Below are 18,572 nucleotides of genomic sequence, written 5' to 3'. Positions count from 1 at the left end.
ATGACCGGAGGTGGTCAAAATGAAATCGCTCATTCAGGCTGTTGCAATTGCTGCGGTGCTTGGCGCACCGATCGCTTCGTTCGCGCAGCCGTCTGCGCAAGCTGCGACGCAGGAACCGCAGGCTGTGCAAACCGAGGCCGCTGGTCAGCAGGGCTTCGCGCGAGCCGATAACAGCGGCTATGGTTCGGGCGGCCACGGCACCTCGCAAGCGGGCCGCGGCGGTGACGTTACGTTCAGTTCGTACTCGCCGCCGGTGTACAACGCGCGGTAAGTGGCTGGAAAGCGGTTGCGGAAAAGGTTTTGAAACGAGGTCCGCAACGCAGGTGTTAGAAGCGGAACCGGTGAAACGCCGGTCGAGAAGCGCGCAACGCATCGAGCGTCGCGCGCTTTTTTACTTCTGCGACGCATTTCCTTGCGGTGTGCGCAACAAGGTCATCTCGTTGCGTAACAACGCGAGCAGATCGTCGTCGGTGGGACGCGTGCCCCAATGCCGCGCCCCCGCCACCGACGCAATCGCGGTCCACGAGTGCGGCGGGAACCATTCGCGAACGAGTGTGCCGTCCTGGCGCAAACACAATTGGCCGGTCTGTTCGCTGTATTCCGCGCAGACGAGCGTGCCGTCTACCTGCGCGGCGACTCGCCGTAGATCAGTGCGTAGCAAACTGTCGCTCCTGCAAAGTGCTGACGCGCAAACCAATGCCGCGCGGCGCGATGTTCATCGACAATAACGCCGCGCAGCAAGCGTCAATGATCGCCGCCGTGGCCGTGCCATTCACCATGTCCGTTGCCGTGGCCACGCCAGTCGCCGTGCGGACCGCGCGCGTCACGCCATTCACGTTCGCGATGACGTTCTTCCCACTCGCGTCGCTCCCAGTAGCGGTGGCCGTCGTAGTAACGCTCGCCATACCAGCCTGGGCTCACGACCACGACCGGTGGCGGCGGCGCATATACGGGCGGCGGAGGCGGTGCATAGACAGGCTCGGGCGCATACGCGATGCCGGGCACGCCGATGTTCACGCCGACGTCGACGTGAGCAAGCGCGGCGGTAGACGCGCCGATACCAAGACCCGCGACGATTGCAATGGACAGCAAACGGTTTTGTGTTCGATTCATGTGGGGGTTCCCGCGTTTTTATGATTGAGCGTGGACGGTCGTGTGTACCGCGATCAGTAACGATCGTGGTAACGATAATGGTCGTGATAGCCGCCGCCGTCGGGGACCACGATGCAACCGCTCAGTGCAGTGCCGAGCGTTACCGCCAGAATGGCCAGCGCGAAAATTCGTTTCATGAGGTTTGCTCCTTTTCCTGTTGATCCGAACTCTACTGAGAGGCGGAATTACCGTTGTGTTCGTGTGTAACAGGACGTGTCGATAGCATTGCGCGAAAGCAATGCGCGGCATGTGGGCAAGCGAGGGTAAGCAAGGGCGGTGAAGTGAGCTGCGACGTGGTGCGCGCGACAGGCAAGCCGTTGAGCGTGCTGCGAAAACGCCGGGTGATTGCGGACTCAACTACTTGCGCCGCGCTGAAGCTTCGCTGCTGCCGATACCGGCAAGCCGCGACAATGACGAGGAACCGCGCGCATGCCTCGCGGATACATTCGGTTGCAGACTGGCGCTTCGTGTCGAGCCCTGGCGTCATTCACGCGTGAGCGGAAGTGGCGCGCGGCGCGACATCAGCTTTTCTTAAGATTCGCGCCGTAGCATACTGGCTCCCATGCGGCCGCGACACGCGGCTCCCCACGACGCTTTGATAACGGCCCCCTCTCATGAGCATGCAATCTATCGATACCCGCTCGCACCTTTACGCGACCGGCTATGATGGCGTCGCCAAGTTCCTTCACTGGCTCGTGGTCGCGCTGATCGCGGCGCAATTCATAATCGGCTGGACCATGCCTGACATTCACAAGGGCACCCGGCCCGAAGGGCTAATCGCGTGGCATCTGGGAGTGGGCGCGGCCCTGGTTGCGGCCGTGGTTCTGAGAATCGTCTGGCGACTCACGCATCGGCCTGGGCCCGCACCTGTGTCGCCATTGCTTCGCACCGTTTCGCATGTCACGCATGGTTTGCTGTACCTTGCGCTCGTCATCGTGCCTTTGCTGGGATGGGCGAATGCGTCGTCGCGCGGCTGGTCGGTAAAGCTCGCCGGTCTGCTGCCTTATCCGTCGCTTTCGTCTGTCGGCTCGAGCGTCGGCCATGAAATGGGCGACATACACGGTTATCTTGCGTGGGCGTTGCTGGTGCTGATCGGCTTGCATGTCGCCGGCGCGCTTTATCATCGTTTCGTTCTCAAGGATCTGGTTTTGCAGCGAATGCTGCCTTGAGCGAAACGTGCGCCTGCGTATCGGCGCAGCCTCAGCGCTGCTGATGTGTCGCGCTGTGCCGATATGCCAACCATTTTCGGAGACCGCGACCGCGCGTGGCGATTGCCGCCTCGTGCGTGATAAGCACATGAGAAGCAGGTTTCCGCGGATCAATCATTAGCAGACTTACCGCGGCATGCAAGGTCTGGCCCGCGTCGTTGCGCAACGTGCCCCATCTCATCTGCGAGTGCAGCCGCGCGCTGCACTCGCATCCGCTTAGCCGGGCTGGACGGCCGCGTGCTCGGGCGCGGCCTCCTCGCGATAGCCGAGCCGCGCCGAAATCGCCTGGCCGGATTGCTTCAACAGCGCGACGTAGTGCGACTTGGTATCGGCGCCGCAGCGCATTGTCGGAAACGAAACCGACAGTCCCGCGATCACTCGGCCGAAACGGTCGAAGACAGGCACCGCGAGACACTGCAAGCCTTCCTCCTGTTCTTCGTTGTCCTCGCCGTAACCTTGCTCGCGAACGCGCGGCAGAATGCTCAACACGGCCTCGGCCGACGACAGCGTCTTTTGCGTCGACTTACGGAATTCGACGTGAGAGAGCACCTCACGCGCGTCGGCGGGGTCCATCCATGCGAGCAGCACTTTGCCGATTGCCGTGCTATGCAACGGATTGCGCCGGCCGATGCGCGACTGCATGCGCAGTCCGTAGTCGGCGTCGATCTTGTGAATGTAGATGATCGCGTCTTCGTCGAATGCGCCCAGGTGCACCGCCTCGCGAGTCACCGCGCCGATGCGGCGCATTTCCACATCGGCTTCGCGCACCAGATCGACGCTTTCCAGCGCCTTCGCACCCAGTTCGAATAGCCGGATGGTCAGGCGATAGCGCTCGGTCTCGACTTCCTGCGTGACGTAGCCGAGTGCCTTCAGCGTCTGAACCACGCGGTGCACGGTGGTCTTCGACATGCCGAGACGTTGCGACAACTCGCTGATGCCGATCTGTCCGCTGTCGCCGATCGCGGCGAGAAGAGCGAACACGCGGCCAATGGACGAAGCCGATTCGCCTTTGTCGTTGCCGCACTCACCGCTCTCCACGTCGTGCACGAGGGCTGCGGGGTCGCCCTTGCGCTGTTTGCCGGTTGCTGCCATTTCCGTGATTCCCTGATCGAACTCTTTTCTGTACCGCGTGTTGACGAACGCCCGGAGCATACCGTCTCGCGCGCTTTTTGCGGAGTCAGCGCGCGAGCCATCCGCCGTCTACTGCCAATGTATGCCCGTGCACGTAGTCCGACGCCGACGATGCGAGGAACACCACCGGACCGGCGAGATCGTCCGGCGCGCCCCAGCGCCCGGCCGGGATGCGGCTCAGGATTTCATCGTTGCGCTGCGCGTCTTCGCGCAAGGCCGCCGTGTTCGCCGTCGCCATATAGCCCGGCGCGATTGCGTTCACGTTGATGCGCTGCGCGGCCCATTCGTTCGCGAGAAGCCGCGTAAGGCCGAGCACGCCGCTTTTGGACGCCGTGTAGGACGCGACGCGTATGCCGCCCTGGAACGATAGCATCGACGCGATGTTGATGATCTTGCCGCCGCTTTGCTGTTTGACGAACTGCCGGGCGGCGGCCTGGGCGAGAAAGAAGAGGCTTTTCAGGTTGAGGTCCATGACCGCGTCCCAATCGTCCTCGGTGAAATCGAGCGCGTCCTGGCGGCGGATCACGCCCGCGTTGTTGACGAGCACGTCGATGCGTCCAAACGCTTCGACGGCAGCGCGCACGATGTTCTCGACCGGCGCGGTGGACGAAAGATCGGCACGCACGTCCGCGAATCTTCGGCCGGTGGCTTCGACACGCGCCGGCGTATCGCCCGCATCGGCCCGACATACGCCGACGATATCGCAGCCTGCCTGGGCAAGCGCGAGCGCCATGCCGGCGCCAAGGCCGGTGTTGCTGCCGGTGACGATGGCCACCTTGCCGCCGAGGTCGAACGGATTTGCCGCAGAGCGGCTGATTGCCGGGATATTCACAATGTCAGAGCCCATGTCGTGTGTTGCATATGCGAAGGTTTCGATCGCGGATGTGGCCGATACACGCGAAGCACATGCTCAACGCAGATCGCGCACTGCGATGTGGTCCATGTCGCTGAATACCTGATTTTCGCCCACCATGCCCCAGATGAACGTGTAAGCCTGCGTGCCGACGCCCGAGTGGATTGACCAGCTCGGCGAGATCACCGCCTGTTCGTTATGCACGACGATGTGCCGCGTCTCGTTCGGCTCGCCCATCATGTGGAAGACGGCGGCGTCGTCGGCGACATTGAAATAGAAATACACCTCCATGCGCCGCTCGTGCGTATGGCAGGGCATCGTATTCCACAAACTGCCCGGTTCGAGCTTGGTCATGCCCATCGAAAGCTGACAGGTGGGCAGCACCTCCGGCACGATGAACTTGTAGATCGTGCGGCGGTTGCTCGTGGCTGCGTCGCCTAGCGTTTGCGGCGACGCCTCGCCGAGCGAGATCGTGCGGGTCGGATGCGATTCGTGGGCGGGCGCGCAGTTCAGGTAGAACTTCGCCGGCCGCGACGCGTCGCATGCTGCCGAATGCAACCGACTGCGCGCCGCGCCCGACGTAGATCGCTTCCTCATTGCGCACGGTGAAGCGCCTGCCGTCCACGTCGACCCAGCCATCGCCGCCGATGTTGATCGCGCCGAGCTCGCGCCGCTCCAGCAGATAGTTGACGCCGATCGACTTGCCGAGCGAACCGGGCACTTCGACCGCTCGCGCGACCGGCCACGCGCCGCCCACGATGATCCGGTCGATGTGGCTGTACGTGAGCCGCAGCGCGTCGCGTTCGAACACCTGGTCCACCAGGAACTCCTTGCGCAATCCGGCGGTATCCAGCGTCTTTGCGTATTCGTTGTTTATGGCCTGCCTCACTTGCATGCTCGCTTCCACGATCTGTCTCCGATGATTGGTTCGACTTCGCGCGTTGCTGCGCGGGCGAAGTGTGTGGGATCGACTGTAGCGCGTTATTCGCAATTTCGGAACGGTGGTCCACAAATTTTCAGTGGCAGGCTAACTGGTCCGCTGGGCAGGCCGGCTTGAAGCCGGGTAAACGATTACCTCCGCTATGAAAATAATCGGAACGACGTTCCTTTCGCGATGCTATATTGCGCCGAAAGGGAGCAGTCGGCGCAAGACCGATTCTTATCCTGATTCACCCGAAAACTGGACGCGAAGTCCACGGAGGAGACAATGAAGCTCAAGAAGGCCATCGACCGTATTCCTGGCGGGCTGATGCTGGTGCCGTTGCTGCTCGGCGCCTGCGTTCATACATTTGCGCCGGGCGCGGGCAAATATTTCGGGTCGTTCACCAATGGACTGATCGCCGGCACCGTGCCGATTCTCGCCGTGTGGTTCTTCTGCATGGGTGCGACGATCGATTTGCGGGCCACCGGCACCGTGCTGCGCAAGTCGGGCACGCTGCTCGTCACGAAGATGGTGGTCGCGTGGATCGCGACGCTCGTGGCGTCGCATTTCATTCCTATCGACGGAATCAAAGGAGGGCTCTTTGCCGGGCTCTCCGTGCTGGCCATCACCACGTCGATGGACATGACCAACGGCGGCCTCTACGCGGCCGTGATGCAGCAGTACGGCACGAAAGAGGAAGCGGGCGCGTTCGTGCTGATGTCGGTCGAGTCGGGGCCGCTCGTGAGCATGATCATTCTCGGCGCGACGGGTGTCGCTTTCTTCGAGCCGCGGCTTTTCGTCGGCGCCGTGCTGCCGTTTCTGATCGGCTTTGCGCTTGGCAATATCGACAGCGACCTGCGCGAGTTCTTCGGCCGCTGCGTGCATCCGCTGATTCCGTTCTTCGGCTTTGCGCTCGGCAACGGCATCGACCTCAACGTGATCGCGAAGAGCGGCATGGCAGGCGTGTTGCTGGGTCTCGCGGTGATCGTCGTAACGGGCATTCCACTGATTCTCGCGGACCGCTGGATCGCGGGCGGCAATGGCGCGGCGGGACTCGCGGCGTCGTCGACGGCGGGCGCGGCAGTGGCGAATCCGGCGATCATCGGCGAGATGATTCCGAGCTTCAAGCCGCTCGTGCCGGCCGCGACCGCAATGGTTGCGACTGCGTGCCTCGTCACCGCGATTCTCGTGCCGATGCTGACCGCGCTATGGGTGCGCAGGCATCACGCGCGCGACACGCTGCGCGAGGAGTTGCTGGCGCCGACGGCGCCGCCGCTGAAGGAAAGCGACATGCATGTGTGAGGCTCGCTGCCGGGCACGATGTAAAGCACGGTGCACGCGTGCGCTTTACATCGCTTCGAATGCCTGGCGCAGCAGCAGACATTTCGCCTCTGTATTGGCCGCCGAGCGTCGAGCCGATGCGGCTGCCGCTGCATCGATCAGCGTGGGTTGCATGTACTCACGAAACGCCCTTGTGGATGGGAATAAAAAAAGTCCGCGAGCGTGAACTCGCGGACCCTGTACGGCTAGCAACGATCGGGCGCAGCTTGCCCGACCGGATGCCTTAAGACGACATCACCGTCACGGACTTCGTGACCAGATACGCTTCCATTGCTTCCGGTCCGCCTTCTGAGCCGTAGCCCGAATCCTTCACGCCGCCAAACGGCATTTCCGGCGTGGGCGTGGCGGGCTGGTTGATCCACAGCATGCCGACTTCGAGTTGCTGCGACAGCAGATGCACGTTGCTGAACGACTTCGTGAACGCGTAACCGGCGAGGCCGAACGGCAGACGGTTGGCTTCCGCGATCGCTTCTTCGAGTTTGTCGAACCCGCGGATGGCCGCGATCGGGCCGAAAGGCTCGTTATTGAACACGTCGGCTTCGAGCGACACGTTGGTCAGGACGGTCGGCGCGAAGAAGTTGCCCTCCGAGCCGACGCGCTCGCCACCTGTCTCGATCTTCGCACCCGTCTTGCGCGCGTCGTCGAGCACCTTGCTCATGGCCGTCAGACGGCGCGCGTTGGCGAGCGGCCCAAGCGTCGTGCCTTCCGCGAGACCGTCGCCGAGCTTGAGGCTTTCGGCGTGCTTGACGAGCGCCGCGGCGAACTCTTCGCGAATGCTGTTGTGCACGAGAAAACGCGTGGGCGAGATGCAGACCTGGCCCGCATTGCGGAACTTCGCGCCGCCCGCTGCCTTGACGGCGAGCGCCACATCGGCGTCTTCAGCGACGATCACCGGCGCGTGACCGCCCAGTTCCATCGTGGCGCGTTTCATGTGCGCGCCGGCCAGCGAGGCCAGTTGCTTGCCGACCGGCGTGGAGCCGGTGAACGTGACTTTGCGGATGACCGGATGCGGAATCAGGTAGCTCGAGATTTCGGCCGGATCGCCGAACACGAGACCCACCGTGCCTGCCGGCACGCCTGCTTCGACGAAAGCCTGCAGCAGGCCCGCCGGCGACGCAGGGGTTTCCTCCGGCGCCTTCACGAGGAACGAACAGCCGCTCGCGAGCGCCGCGCTCAGCTTGCGCACGATCTGGTTGACCGGGAAGTTCCACGGCGTGAAGGCGGCGACCGGACCGATCGGCTCCTTCAATACGAGTTGCTGTGCCGCGAGATTGCGGGAGGGCACGACGCGGCCATAGAGGCGGCGGCCTTCGTCGGCGAACCACTCGATGATGTCCGCCGCGGCCAGCACTTCGATTTTCGCTTCGGCGAACGGCTTGCCCTGTTCCTGCGTCATTAAACGGCCAATGTCCGACGCACGCTCGCGCACGAGGGCGGCTGCCTTACGCATAACCGCGGCGCGCTCATGAGCCGGCACCTTGCGCCATGCTTCGAAGCCGCGTTGCGCCGCTTCCAGCGCGCGATCGAGGTCGGCGATGCCTGCATGCGCCACCTTGCCGATCACCTGGCCGGTGGCGGGGTTGACGACGTCGATAGTCTTGCCGCCGGCGGCATCGCACCATTCGCCGTTGATCAGAAGTCGGGTATCGGTATAGCTCGAAATTGCCATGCTGGTTCCTGTAAATGGGAAAACGACAGGCTGCGCGGCGTTCGGAGAATGAGCCGAACCCGCGCTGCCGAGAATGGACTGCCGATAACGAACATCTTATCTGATTGTTTCGAAACGCACCGGCGGCGGGCGCGTTCGCGCGGGCGAGGCACGCGTCTTGCTCAAGATGTTTGGGGGACCGTTGACCTTCTCCGCCCGACAAGGCGCGAAGGTTCGTGGAGCAAGCGCAGTCGCTGCGACACCGCGCAAACAGGCGTACAGTCGAGCGGCAGTCCCCGCCCGAGAATTGCCAGTTTAGTCAACCAGATGCACATGAGGAATCGACATGCCTACCGGTACAGTGAAGTGGTTCAACGACGCGAAGGGCTTCGGCTTCATCACACCCGACGACGGAGGTGAAGACCTGTTTGCCCATTTCTCCGAGATTCGCTCGGAGGGCTTCAAGTCGTTGCAGGAAAACCAGAAGGTCAGCTTCGAAGTGAAGCAGGGGCCCAAGGGCAAGCAGGCAGCGGATATCAAGCCCATTTAGAGTCAAGCCCAGCGCGCGAGACGATCGCGAAGCGGCGGCGGCCGGCTTGCGCGCCCGGCGCATGGCCGGCACGTCGACTGGCGCCGCGTGCAGGCGAGGTCCGTGTGGACAGACAATCCGCTTATCAGGAAATCGACGCCAACGGCGGCGAAGCGTATGCGAAGTTCTTCGCTGCGCAAAATCCGGAGGCACCGCTCACGCCGTTCTGTCATCGCTATCTGTTTGAAAAGGGACAGGCGCGGGCCGACGACGAGCGCGGCTTCGCCTTGAAGTCGCTTGCGCAGATGGAGTCCTCGTCCCATGTGGCGCAGGTGGCGGCCAGCGCGTCGCGCGATGCCGCCAATGCCGCGCATACATCCGCAACGGCCGCGCGGCGCTCCGCATTCTGGACGATGATTGCGGCCATCGCGTCGGCCCTCGGCGTCGCCGTGAACGCCGCCCTCAATCTTGGCTGGCTCGATTGGGCACGACATCTTGCGCGTTGATCCGGCTTTCGTTTCCGGTAGTTCAGCAGGTCATTAGTCAGCATACCGAAACCTCGTGTTCAGGCGAGCGGGACAACCCCCGCTCGCGTCATTCTGCTTAAGGTTTCCTTCAGCTTTGCTCCGTAGCATCTGCGCGAATGCATGTCCTTGCTCGCCCGCGGTGAGCGCCCTCCGACAGTTGTTCGACAGAAAACAGAAAGCGCCTGTTCAAGGTTGCTGGAGCATCCATGAAAACTCTGTTCTTGCAGGCGCCGTCATATGACGGCTTCGATGGTGGCGCCGGTTCGCGTTATCAGGCTAAGCGTGAAGTCCGCTCGTTCTGGTATCCGACGTGGCTTGCGCAACCCGCCGCACTGATTGCCGGCAGCCGCGTGCTCGACGCACCCGCCGATGGGTTGTCGGTCGAAGCCACGCTTCACATTGCGCAGCAATACGATCTGGTGATCATTCACACCAGCACGCCGTCTTTCCCCACCGACGCGCTTTTCGCAGAAGACCTGAAAAAGCGCAAGCCGTCGCTGCTGGTCGGCATGGTGGGCGCAAAGGTCGCCGTCGACCCGCACAACTCGCTCACGGCGAGCGAGGCGATCGACTTCGTCTGCCGCGAGGAATTCGACTTCACCTGCGCGGAGATTGCGGCGGGCAAGCCGTTCGCGCAGATCCTCGGCCTCAGCTATCGCGCGCGGGACGGCTCGATCGAGCACAATGCAGCGCGCCCGATTCTCGAGAACATGGACGAGTTGCCGTTCGTCGCACCCGTGTACAAACGCGATCTGAAGATCGACAACTACTTCATCGGCTATCTGAAGCATCCGTACGTGTCGATCTACACGGGACGCGGCTGCCGCTCGAAGTGCACGTTCTGCCTATGGCCGCAGACAGTGGGCGGTCATCGCTATCGCACGCGCTCGGTCGAGAACGTGCTGGAAGAAGTGAAGTGGATTCGCGACAACATGCCCGAAGTAAAGGAGATCATGTTCGACGACGACACCTTCACCGACTTCAAGCCGCGCGTCGAGGACATCGCCCGTGGTCTCGGCAAGCTCGGCGTGACATGGTCGTGCAACGCGAAAGCGAACGTGCCGTACTCCACGCTCAAGATCATGAAGGAAAACGGCCTGCGGCTGCTGCTCGTCGGCTACGAATCCGGTGACGATCAGATTCTGCTGAACATCAAGAAGGGGTTGCGCACCGACATCGCGCGGCGCTTCAGCGAAGACTGCCGCAAGCTCGGCATCAAGATTCACGGCACGTTCATTCTGGGTTTGCCCGGCGAGACCCAGGAGACCATCCAGAAGACGATCGAATACGCGAAGCAGATCAATCCGCACACCATCCAGGTGTCGCTTGCCGCGCCGTATCCAGGCACTCGCCTTTATGAGCAGGCGGTTGAAAACGGCTGGCTCGAACAGAACAAGATGATCAACCTCGTAAGCAAAGAAGGTGTTCAGCTCGCCGCTATCGGCTATCCGCATCTGTCGCGCGAAGAGATTTATCACCAGCTCGAAAACTTCTACAAGCGCTTCTATTTTCGTCCGTCGAAAATCTGGGAAATCGTGCGCGAAATGCTGACCAGTTGGGACATGATGAAACGGCGCTTGCGCGAAGGCGTCGAGTTCTTCCGATTCCTGCGCGCTCACGAGGCGTGAACGCCGCGCATTGGTTCGCCGCGGCGATTGCTTACGCATGCGCCGCGTGCGCGGTTTCCGGCGTTGGCTACACGCTCGTGGCGAGCGTGCTGATCGGGCGGTTCTTTGCGCGTGCGGTGGCCGAACCGGGCAGCTTTCCGGATATAACGGTCGTGAAGCCGCTGCACGGCAGCGAAGGCTCGCTGCTGCGCAATCTGTCGAGTTTCTGCGAGCAGAACTACGCCGGCGCCGTGCAGTTCGTATTCGGCGTACACGATCCGGCAGACCCGGCACTGCAGGCCGTCCACGAATTGCAACGCCTGTATCCACAGGCCGACATCACGGTGATTTCCGACACCCGCCTGTACGGCCCAAATCGCAAGATCAGCAACATCGTCAATATGCTGCCGCACGCGCGGCACGGCGTACTTGTGTTTGCCGATAGCGATGTCGGCGTCGGCCCGGACTATCTGCGCCACATCGTCGGCGAACTGGAGAAGCCCGGCGTTGGACTTGTGACGTGCGCATATCGCGGCGAGCCCGAGCCCGGTTTCTGGCCGCGCCTGTCGGCAGCCGCGACTCACTATCAGTTTTTGCCGGGGGTCGTCACCGGTATCGCGCTCGGTCTTGCGCGACCCTGCTTTGGTCAGACGATTGCGATGCGGCGCACTACGCTCGACAAGATCGGCGGCATGATGCCGTTCGCACGTCATCTCGCGGAAGACCACGCGATAGGCGAAGCGGTCCGCGCAATCGGCGAAAAAGTGGCGATTCCGCCGTTCACCATCTCGCACGCTTGCGTGGAGGCGAGCGCGGCGCAACTCGTCTCGCACGAGCTGCGCTGGAGCCGGACGATCCGCTGCGTCGATCCGCTCGGCCATCTCGGCTCCGCGTTCATGCATCCGCTCGCATTCGCATTGCTCGCGGTGGTGTTCTCGGGCAGCGCGTCATGGAGCTGGGGGATTGCGGCGCTCGCGCTGTTTGCGCGCGTCGCATTGAAGCTTTGCGCCGATCGCGCATTGCAGCAGGCGCATGGCAGGCTGTGGCTGCTGCCGATATGGGATATCGTGTTGTTTGCGATTTTCGTCGCGAGCTTCGGCTCTTCGCGCGTGATCTGGCGGGGCTTCAGCTTCGAGGTGGACGGTGACGGCCTGCTGTCGCCCGCGCGGGACGAGTCGCGCTGAATTGCGCTGAATCACAATGAGCCGCGAACAGATGGCGGAAGTAGAGGAGGTTAGGGCAGCAATGACGCGCAGGTCTTCTGAATCGAACGATGAGCGGCGAGTCCCTTGCACGACGCGCACGACGCGCACGACCCGCACGACCCGCACGCGCGAGGTCTTCGCATGATGAAGCATTTAGGCCGCGTCGCCGCGTTCGCGGGCCTCATCGCGTCGCTGTGGCTCGTCTGGCAGGACAACCCGGGGGCGGTGCTCGGCGCATTGCGCGCGGCTGGCGCGGGTCTCGTGCTCGCGGCGCTCGCGCACGTACTGCCGATGCTCGCCAATGCCTGCGACTGGCGCTCGCTGATTCGCGGCGCGAACCGGCCGCACGTTGCGAACATGCTGCACCTCGTGTGGGTGCGCGAATCCGTCAATAGCATGCTGCCGGTCGCGCGCATCGGCGGAGAAGTGGTGTCTTTTCGCATGCTCAGGCGTTGGGGCGTGCGGCCGTCGATGGCGGTGGGGAGCATCATCGTCGACATGCAGCTGACCGTGATCAGCCAGTTGCTCTTCACGATGGTCGGCATCGGCTTTCTGTTCGCGCATGCCCATTCCGACACGCTGCGGCTCGCAGGACAACTCGCATGGGGTGTGGTCGTGCTGACACCACTGCTCGTGTTGTTCGCGCTCGTGCAGCACGCCAGTCCGTTCGAGCGCATGACACGCGCGCTCAATCACATGACGAGCGGCAAGCTCGCCGCACTCGTGGGGCAGTCGGCGCAGATCGATCGGGCAATCAAGCTGATCTGGCGACGCCGCGGCGTAGTGCTGCGTTATCTGTTTTTCTGGCAGCCGCTGCAGTGCTTTTTGACGTCGCTCGAAATCTGGCTTGCGCTGTATTTTCTCGGCGCGCAAGTGACGCTTGTCGAAGCCGTGGTAATCGAGTCGTTGATCCAGGCAATCAGCAGCGCAGCGTTCTTCGTGCCTGGCGGTCTCGGCGTGCAGGAGGGCGGTTTCATACTGATCGGCGGCGCACTGGGCCTCGATCCGTCGACCTGTCTGGCGCTTGCGGGCGCACGCCGGATTCGCGATCTGCTGATCTTCGTGCCGGGGCTGATCGCCTGGCAGTTCGCGGAGACGTCAAAACGCGATCGCGCCGACACTTCCACGCTGCGGGCGAACCGGGCAGAGCATCGTCGCGAGCGCGGCGGCGCCGTTCGCAGCCCGCAACAGGCACCCCTCGCCGAAGGCAGCGTCGCGGGCGAAACGAACCGCCGCTAGGCGGCTGGCTTCAAAGGTCCGGCAGACGCCGCCGTATATGCGGGGAACGATACGTCGACGGCAAGCCCGCGGCCGTCGAGGCCGGTGCCGAATCGCACGGTGGCACCGAAATGTTGCGCGATGCGCGCGACAATCGACAGGCCTAGGCCGCTGCCGGTCGCCTGGTTGCCGGTTGCGCGAAAGAAGCGGTTCGTGAGACGGGCCAGATCTGCTGGCGCAACGCCCGGGCCGTCGTCGCGCACGCTCACCAGAATGCGCTCGGATAATGGCTCTTTCGCCGGTTCTTGCAGCGGCTCTTGCAGCGGTTCTTGCAGTGGCTCCTTCAGCGGCTCCTTCGACGGCGGCAGAACCTGCTCTTTTTCACGCCGCACCGCGATCTCGATCGTGCCGCCCTCGCTCCCGTATTTGATCGCGTTATCCAGCAGATTGTCGAAGAGAATGCCGATCAGCACCGGCTCCGCATTGATCTCCGCGCGCATGTCGCAGTTCAGCGTCACGCAAATGTTTTTCTGCTGTGCATTGCCCGCGTTCGCCAGCAATGCGCTCTTCGCGACGGCGCCAGGCGCGAGCGGTGCCGTCGACATTTTCTCCTGCATGTCCAGACGCGCGAGCAACAGCAATTGCTCGGCGAGCCGCGCGCTTCGATCCACGCCCTGCACGACGCGCTCCATGGCGAGCCGCTGACGTGCGGGGTCGGGTTCGGCCAGCGCGACTTGTGCCTGGACCTTGATCGCGGCAAGCGGCGTTTTGAGTTCATGCGCGGCGTCGGCAGTGAACGCGCGTTCCCGTTCCAGCGAATGCAACAGGCGCGAGAGCAGCAGATTGATCGCGTCGACGAGCGGCCGCACCTCGATCGGCACATGGCCGATATCGACCGGCTCGAGGCGATTGATGTCCCGCGAGCGGATCGCATCGGAGAGCATGCGCAGCGGCGCGAGACTCCAGCCGATGCTCCACCACACGAGCAGTGCCAGCACCGGCAACGCGATCAAGGCAGGGCGCGCAATGCGGCTCGCGACGCCACTCACCAGATCGCTGCGTGTGTTGGCCTGTTCGAATACGCGGACCGTGTGCCCGAGCGGCGTGTCCCGAAGCGTGAACGAGTGATACGTCTGGCCACCGAGCACTACGTCCTGCACGCCGGTGACGGGCGGTACCGGCAAATCCCACGCGTTGAGCGCACGCAAGGGCGGGCTGCCCGCAATCACGTCGCCATCGCGCGTGCGCACCTGGAACAGTGCGTCGCGCGGCAGTGAGTCATCGTCGTCGGTGTCGTTCGCACTTGTTTCTCCGCCTCGTTCTTCCTCGCGCACGTCGATGTGCGCATTGGCGAGCGTGGCGAGATTGGACTGGTCGAGCAACGCGAGCATCTGTGCGAGTTCCGCGAGCCGGGCTTCCTCCCACTGCGCCACTTCGCGCGTGGCCTGGCGATAGCTGGACGCAAGAGCGATCGCCCACACGAGCCCGATGCTGGCGAGCACGAGCAGCATGAGCCGCCGGCGAATGGATGCGCTCATCTACTGTTTCTCCATCACGTAGCCAATATTGCGCACGGTTCGTATGAGGTTTGCGCCGAGCTTCTTGCGCAGATTCGACACGTGTACCTCGATCGCATTGCTTTCAATCTCCTCCTGCCAACCATACAAGCTTTCTTCGAGACGCGAGCGCGATTGCGGAATGCCCTGATTCGTCAGCAACTGGATCAGGATCGCCCATTCGCGCGACGTAAGCGGCACGCGTTTGCCGGCCACCTCCACAGTTTGCGACGCGGGGTTCACCGTGAGTTCCCGATAGCGGATCAGCTCGACACTGCGGCCCTGCGCGCGTCGCAGCAACGCACGGCAACGAGCGATGAGTTCGGTGAGGTCGAAGGGCTTGCCGAGATAATCGTCCGCGCCTGCTTCGAGACCGCCCACGCGGTCCACCACCGTGCCGCGCGCGGTCAGCACGAGCACCGGTACGTCATTGCCGGCGTCACGCAGCCGTTTGAGCAGGTCCATGCCAGAGACGCGCGGCAGGCCGAGATCGAGCACGACGAGCGCATAGCTCGTGGTGTCGAGCGCGAGACTGGCCTTGTGGCCGTCTCGCGCCCAGTCGACAGTGAAACCTGCTTGACGCAAACCTGCTTCGATCCCGCAGCCGATCAGATCGTCGTCTTCAACGAGAAGTACACGCATAGGGCAGAAATTCCGTAGATGTTTTTATCGTGGGGCGGTACGCATGGAATGAACCCAGCGAATGAACCCAGCGGCTGCAGCTTCCAGCGTCAGTTATGCGGTCCGCTAGCAGCGTTATACCGCGTTTTGCTTAAGGTTTCCTTCAGCTTGAATCGATACCATCGCTCATCAACGGCTTACTGTCGTATTGGCAACATCAATTCGCCAAATGAACATGTGACATGCGCACACGGCATTGCCCTCTGTTGTCGGTCTACCGAAACGAAATCGTAAGTACATCGACGGAATTCACGGCAGGCGCCCCGCCATGGTGACCGTTTTTCTTCTTGCTGACGTTGCGTCGAAGAGCGGGCGCTGGTTGCTTGCGAGAAGCCGCACGATGCGTTCATCAGGCCACGAAACGAAGCCATGAAGCCAGCCACCGTCGATATGCTGCGAGCCCATCTCATGGTCGCCTCGCTCACGGCTCTCGCAGCCGACGTGCTCGCCTGTGTGACGGTCGCGGCGCTGCCGGGCGCGCAGCATCTGTTTGTCTCCGCGGCTTTCCGGCTCGCCGCGCTCGCCATGGTGGCGGGCGGCGTGATCGTCGCCCGCAAGGTTGCCCAAGCCGCATTCCACCTTGCTGTTGAAGATCGCTACGCGAACGTTGCGGGCTTGTACGCGAGGCCAGTCGCCGTCGCTTCGGATTGTCCGCGGCTTTGGCTCGTCATCTTGCATCTTCGCCTTACTGGAACACCGTTCGTCTTGCGCGGACACTGACGGAATCCGCCAATGGTTGCGCACGCATTCACTGTAGGCGAATGGATTCTGCTCGCCGTTTGCATTGCTGCGTCGCTGTATGCGCTGGTTGCGGCGGTCGCAATGCCGTTCTCTACCGTTCGTGGCCGCGCCGCGTTGGACCACGACCATCTTTCGCCGGCCGCTTCCGCAGTCGATCCGGCAAGCCTCGTGCACGGTGCGAAGTTCGGTGCGCCCGCCTCGTGCCGAATTGATCCGTTGCTCCATGCGGGCGTGAGTGTGCTCAAGCCGCTGTGCGGGGCCGAGCCGCGTCTCTACGAGAACCTGCGGACGTTTTGCGAGCAGCGTTACGCGAATTTCCAGCTCGTTCTTGGCGTGTGTTCTCCTGACGATCCCGCGATTGCCGTCGCGCGTCGTTTGCAGGCTGCGTATCCGTCGCTCGACATCGAACTTGCGATCGACACGCGCATGCATGGCACCAACCTGAAGGTCAGCAATCTGATGAATATGATCGAGCACGCGCGTCACGACGTGATCGTGATTGCCGATAGCGACATCGCCGTGCGGGCCGATTATCTGGAGAGCGTGGCAGCGCCCCTCGCTGACCCACGCATTGGCGTTCTTACCTGTCTTTATGCCGCGCACGGTGTAGGTGGCTTCTGGCCGCGCGTGGGCGCGCTGTTCGTCAACGAATGGTTTGCGCCCTCGGTACGCGTCGCGCACATGGCGGGCTCACGCCGCTTCGGTTTCGGCGCCACGCTCGCGTTGCGGCGCGCGACGCTCGAACGCATCGGCGGTTTCGAGGCCCTTAAGAACTGTCTTGCCGACGACTACTGGCTAGCCGAACACGTGCGCGCGCTCGGTTTGCAAACGGTGCTCTCGCGCGTGATGGTGGCCACCGATGTGACCGAACCCACCTTTGCAGAATTGTGGCAACGCGAGACGCGCTGGTTGCGTACGATACGTTCGGTGAATCGGCTCGGATTCGCTTTTCTGTTCATCACGTTTCCGACTCCCTGGCTCGTTGCCGGCGCATGTCTGAGCGCTGTGTTCGCCACCGGCGCGAACGGTGGCGCGCCTGGCTGGGGCGCGCTCGTCGGCGCGGCCGGCACGATGGCGGGACTGGCCGCGCGCTTGCTGCTGCATCTGCGTGCCGCGCGCCATGAAGTCGCATTGCGGTGCGCATTTCCCGGTGAAACAGCGGACTCGCTCGCGCGTGCGTTCTGGCGAGATCTTCCGCTTCTGCCGTTGCGCGATACGTTGCTGCTGTTTCAATGGCTCGCTGCTGCTTTCGGTTCACATGTCACGTGGCGTGGCACGCGCGTTCGGGTCGGCAGCTCGCATTCGGCTGCGCGCACGAGGCCGCTGCGCTCGATGGACGTGATGGAGGCATCCGATGGACGCTAAGGTGGATGTACCACAGCCGCAAGCATTAAAGCCGCCTGCATCCGCGCCGCAAGCATTCGAGCCGTGCACCGCTAGGCCCCGAGCGTTGATCATCACCGCCGACGACTTCGGCTTGCATTCTCGTGTGAATCTGGCCGTCGAACAGGCGCATCGACACGGCGTGCTCACCGCCGCCAGCCTGATGATCGGTGCGCCCGCCGCAAACGACGCAGTCGAGCGCGCGCACGCAATGCCGCACTTGCGCGTGGGTCTCCATCTCGTCCTCGCCGACGGCGACGCTGTATTGCCGCGCACCTGCATTGGGGCGTTGCTGGATAAGCATGGCCGCTTCGGCGAAAACATGGTTCGCGACGGCGTGCGGTTCTTCTTTCTGCCGCATGTACGGGAGCAGTTGGCGCGCGAAATTCGCGCGCAGTTCCAGGCTTTCGCCAGGACCGGACTCGCGCTCGATCACGTGAACACGCACAAGCATTTTCATTTGCATCCGACGGTGCTCGGCTTGATCCTCGATATTGGCCGGGAATTCGGCATGAAGGCGATGCGTTTGCCGTGCGAATCGAATGCGCCGCTGTGGCTCAGGCCGTGGATCGCGCTCGTCAAGGCGCGGCTCGACCGTGCAGGCATCTTTCACAACGACTATGTCGTCGGCATCGCCGGCAGCGGCCGCATGGACGAGGCCGCGTGGCTCGCGGCGCTCGCTTCGTTAAAAGGCGGGGTCGCAGAAATATACTGTCATCCCGCCATTGCGGGCGAGCGCGCATTGACCGACGGCATGGGCGATTACCGCCACGCCGACGAACTGCAGGCACTGCTTTCGCCGGACGTCGCTCGCGCCATTCGAGCCCTCGGCGCAAGGCTCGGCGGCTTCGCCGATGTGTGCAAGTAATT

At 62.9% G+C, this 18,572-nt stretch carries 19 protein-coding genes and 1 pseudogene; 11 read left to right on the top strand and 9 right to left on the bottom strand.

Annotated elements, in window-relative coordinates; genetic code table 11:
* The first annotated feature begins 19 nt into the window (after window positions 1-19).
* Complete coding sequence (locus tag BCA01S_RS12295) at window positions 20-271, top strand: hypothetical protein (RefSeq protein WP_027777142.1); 252 nt, start codon at window positions 20-22, stop codon at window positions 269-271.
* A 120-nt stretch (window positions 272-391) separates the two neighbouring features.
* Here BCA01S_RS12295 and BCA01S_RS12290 read toward each other — a convergent pair whose 3' ends face one another.
* The 3 genes from BCA01S_RS12290 to BCA01S_RS39035 form a co-directional block, all read right to left on the bottom strand.
* The gene (locus BCA01S_RS12290; RefSeq protein WP_027777141.1) at window positions 392-661 is read right to left on the bottom strand and encodes a hypothetical protein; all 270 of its coding nucleotides are present in this window, start codon (window positions 659-661) and stop codon (window positions 392-394) included.
* A gap of 83 nt (window positions 662-744) precedes the next feature.
* A complete protein-coding gene (locus tag BCA01S_RS12280) occupies window positions 745-1,113 on the bottom strand; it encodes a hypothetical protein (protein WP_027777140.1) in 369 nt (122 codons plus the stop codon).
* 53 nt (window positions 1,114-1,166) lie between these two features.
* Window positions 1,167-1,289, bottom strand: coding sequence for a hypothetical protein (locus BCA01S_RS39035; RefSeq protein ID WP_020066184.1), 123 nt, complete (start codon window positions 1,287-1,289; stop codon window positions 1,167-1,169).
* 477 nt (window positions 1,290-1,766) lie between these two features.
* On the opposite strand from BCA01S_RS39035, the gene BCA01S_RS12270 reads away from it, so the two are divergent.
* Complete coding sequence (locus tag BCA01S_RS12270) at window positions 1,767-2,321, top strand: cytochrome b (protein ID WP_027777139.1); 555 nt, start codon at window positions 1,767-1,769, stop codon at window positions 2,319-2,321.
* A gap of 255 nt (window positions 2,322-2,576) precedes the next feature.
* Here BCA01S_RS12270 and kdgR read toward each other — a convergent pair whose 3' ends face one another.
* From kdgR to kduI, 3 genes and pseudogenes are all read right to left on the bottom strand, one after another.
* Window positions 2,577-3,452 carry a DNA-binding transcriptional regulator KdgR gene (gene kdgR, locus BCA01S_RS12265; RefSeq protein ID WP_027777138.1) on the bottom strand — a complete coding sequence of 292 codons (876 nt, stop codon included), beginning with the start codon at window positions 3,450-3,452 and terminating at the stop codon, window positions 2,577-2,579.
* A gap of 85 nt (window positions 3,453-3,537) precedes the next feature.
* Window positions 3,538-4,338 carry a 2-dehydro-3-deoxy-D-gluconate 5-dehydrogenase KduD gene (gene kduD / locus BCA01S_RS12260; protein WP_042318512.1) on the bottom strand — a complete coding sequence of 267 codons (801 nt, stop codon included), beginning with the start codon at window positions 4,336-4,338 and terminating at the stop codon, window positions 3,538-3,540.
* Between the two features lie 63 nt (window positions 4,339-4,401).
* Window positions 4,402-5,239: pseudogene (kduI, locus tag BCA01S_RS34790) on the bottom strand (5-dehydro-4-deoxy-D-glucuronate isomerase).
* A 312-nt stretch (window positions 5,240-5,551) separates the two neighbouring features.
* Here kduI and kdgT point away from each other — a divergent pair.
* Window positions 5,552-6,568 (top strand): 2-keto-3-deoxygluconate transporter, encoded by a 1,017-nt coding sequence (gene kdgT, locus BCA01S_RS12250; protein WP_027777136.1) that lies wholly within the window; start codon window positions 5,552-5,554, stop codon window positions 6,566-6,568.
* 262 nt (window positions 6,569-6,830) lie between these two features.
* Here kdgT and BCA01S_RS12240 read toward each other — a convergent pair whose 3' ends face one another.
* Window positions 6,831-8,276, bottom strand: coding sequence for an NAD-dependent succinate-semialdehyde dehydrogenase (locus BCA01S_RS12240; RefSeq protein WP_027777135.1), 1,446 nt, complete (start codon window positions 8,274-8,276; stop codon window positions 6,831-6,833).
* Window positions 8,277-8,601: 325 nt separating this feature from the next.
* Between BCA01S_RS12240 and BCA01S_RS12235 the strand changes: the two genes are divergently transcribed.
* The 5 genes from BCA01S_RS12235 to BCA01S_RS12215 all read left to right on the top strand — a co-directional run bounded on the left by BCA01S_RS12235 (window position 8,602) and on the right by BCA01S_RS12215 (window position 13,362).
* Window positions 8,602-8,805: a cold-shock protein gene (locus BCA01S_RS12235; protein WP_006052818.1), complete on the top strand. Its 204-nt coding sequence runs from the start codon at window positions 8,602-8,604 to the stop codon at window positions 8,803-8,805.
* A 104-nt stretch (window positions 8,806-8,909) separates the two neighbouring features.
* Complete coding sequence (locus tag BCA01S_RS12230; protein WP_027777134.1) at window positions 8,910-9,290, top strand: hypothetical protein; 381 nt, start codon at window positions 8,910-8,912, stop codon at window positions 9,288-9,290.
* A 227-nt stretch (window positions 9,291-9,517) separates the two neighbouring features.
* A complete protein-coding gene (hpnJ, locus tag BCA01S_RS12225; protein WP_027777133.1) occupies window positions 9,518-10,939 on the top strand; it encodes a hopanoid biosynthesis associated radical SAM protein HpnJ in 1,422 nt (473 codons plus the stop codon).
* Window positions 10,936-12,102, top strand: coding sequence for a bacteriohopanetetrol glucosamine biosynthesis glycosyltransferase HpnI (gene hpnI / locus BCA01S_RS12220; protein ID WP_027777132.1), 1,167 nt, complete (start codon window positions 10,936-10,938; stop codon window positions 12,100-12,102). The genes hpnJ and hpnI (BCA01S_RS12220) overlap by 4 nt, the downstream gene beginning before the upstream one ends.
* A gap of 162 nt (window positions 12,103-12,264) precedes the next feature.
* On the top strand, window positions 12,265-13,362 hold the full coding sequence (locus BCA01S_RS12215; protein WP_027777131.1) for a lysylphosphatidylglycerol synthase domain-containing protein: 1,098 nt from the start codon (window positions 12,265-12,267) through the stop codon (window positions 13,360-13,362).
* Here the strand turns inward: BCA01S_RS12215 and BCA01S_RS12210 are convergent.
* Both BCA01S_RS12210 and BCA01S_RS12205 read right to left on the bottom strand, forming a co-directional pair.
* Entirely contained in the window at window positions 13,359-14,879 is a 1,521-nt protein-coding gene (locus BCA01S_RS12210) for an ATP-binding protein (RefSeq protein WP_027777130.1), read from the bottom strand. The two genes, BCA01S_RS12215 and BCA01S_RS12210, sit on opposite strands and share 4 nt — an antisense overlap.
* Window positions 14,880-15,539, bottom strand: coding sequence for a response regulator (locus tag BCA01S_RS12205; RefSeq protein ID WP_027777129.1), 660 nt, complete (start codon window positions 15,537-15,539; stop codon window positions 14,880-14,882).
* Window positions 15,540-15,947: 408 nt separating this feature from the next.
* Here BCA01S_RS12205 and BCA01S_RS12200 point away from each other — a divergent pair, with 408 nt between their 5' ends.
* Genes BCA01S_RS12200 through hpnK form a run of 3 tightly spaced genes read left to right on the top strand, consistent with a single transcriptional unit; the run spans window position 15,948 to window position 18,570 of the window.
* A complete protein-coding gene (locus BCA01S_RS12200; RefSeq protein ID WP_027777128.1) occupies window positions 15,948-16,298 on the top strand; it encodes a hypothetical protein in 351 nt (116 codons plus the stop codon).
* Window positions 16,299-16,310: 12 nt separating this feature from the next.
* Window positions 16,311-17,684, top strand: coding sequence for a bacteriohopanetetrol glucosamine biosynthesis glycosyltransferase HpnI (gene hpnI / locus BCA01S_RS12195; protein WP_027777127.1), 1,374 nt, complete (start codon window positions 16,311-16,313; stop codon window positions 17,682-17,684).
* Window positions 17,674-18,570: a hopanoid biosynthesis-associated protein HpnK gene (hpnK, locus tag BCA01S_RS12190; RefSeq protein ID WP_027777126.1), complete on the top strand. Its 897-nt coding sequence runs from the start codon at window positions 17,674-17,676 to the stop codon at window positions 18,568-18,570. Before hpnI (BCA01S_RS12195) ends, hpnK begins: the two co-directional genes overlap by 11 nt.
* The last annotated feature ends 2 nt before the right edge of the window (window positions 18,571-18,572 follow it).

The sequence above is a fragment of the Paraburkholderia caledonica NBRC 102488 genome (assembly GCF_000685095.1).
Taxonomy (GTDB): Bacteria; Pseudomonadota; Gammaproteobacteria; order Burkholderiales; family Burkholderiaceae; genus Paraburkholderia; species Paraburkholderia caledonica.
This window is presented reverse-complemented; position numbering and strand designations above follow the sequence as displayed.

Excerpts from the sequence above, each read along its gene's own strand:
- BCA01S_RS12295 (WP_027777142.1), top strand. The coding sequence starts at position 20 with ATGAAATCGCTCATTCAGGCTGTTGCAATTGCTGCGGTGCTTGGCGCA.
- BCA01S_RS12280 (WP_027777140.1), bottom strand. The coding sequence starts at position 1,113 with ATGAATCGAACACAAAACCGTTTGCTGTCCATTGCAATCGTCGCGGGT.
- BCA01S_RS39035 (WP_020066184.1), bottom strand. The coding sequence starts at position 1,289 with ATGAAACGAATTTTCGCGCTGGCCATTCTGGCGGTAACGCTCGGCACT.
- BCA01S_RS12270 (WP_027777139.1), top strand. The coding sequence starts at position 1,767 with ATGAGCATGCAATCTATCGATACCCGCTCGCACCTTTACGCGACCGGC.
- kdgR (WP_027777138.1), bottom strand. The coding sequence starts at position 3,452 with ATGGCAGCAACCGGCAAACAGCGCAAGGGCGACCCCGCAGCCCTCGTG.
- kduD (WP_042318512.1), bottom strand. The coding sequence starts at position 4,338 with ATGGGCTCTGACATTGTGAATATCCCGGCAATCAGCCGCTCTGCGGCA.
- kdgT (WP_027777136.1), top strand. The coding sequence starts at position 5,552 with ATGAAGCTCAAGAAGGCCATCGACCGTATTCCTGGCGGGCTGATGCTG.
- BCA01S_RS12240 (WP_027777135.1), bottom strand. The coding sequence starts at position 8,276 with ATGGCAATTTCGAGCTATACCGATACCCGACTTCTGATCAACGGCGAA.
- BCA01S_RS12235 (WP_006052818.1), top strand. The coding sequence starts at position 8,602 with ATGCCTACCGGTACAGTGAAGTGGTTCAACGACGCGAAGGGCTTCGGC.
- hpnJ (WP_027777133.1), top strand. The coding sequence starts at position 9,518 with ATGAAAACTCTGTTCTTGCAGGCGCCGTCATATGACGGCTTCGATGGT.
- BCA01S_RS12215 (WP_027777131.1), top strand. The coding sequence starts at position 12,265 with ATGATGAAGCATTTAGGCCGCGTCGCCGCGTTCGCGGGCCTCATCGCG.
- BCA01S_RS12210 (WP_027777130.1), bottom strand. The coding sequence starts at position 14,879 with ATGAGCGCATCCATTCGCCGGCGGCTCATGCTGCTCGTGCTCGCCAGC.
- BCA01S_RS12205 (WP_027777129.1), bottom strand. The coding sequence starts at position 15,539 with ATGCGTGTACTTCTCGTTGAAGACGACGATCTGATCGGCTGCGGGATC.
- BCA01S_RS12200 (WP_027777128.1), top strand. The coding sequence starts at position 15,948 with ATGAAGCCAGCCACCGTCGATATGCTGCGAGCCCATCTCATGGTCGCC.
- hpnI (WP_027777127.1), top strand. The coding sequence starts at position 16,311 with ATGGTTGCGCACGCATTCACTGTAGGCGAATGGATTCTGCTCGCCGTT.
- hpnK (WP_027777126.1), top strand. The coding sequence starts at position 17,674 with ATGGACGCTAAGGTGGATGTACCACAGCCGCAAGCATTAAAGCCGCCT.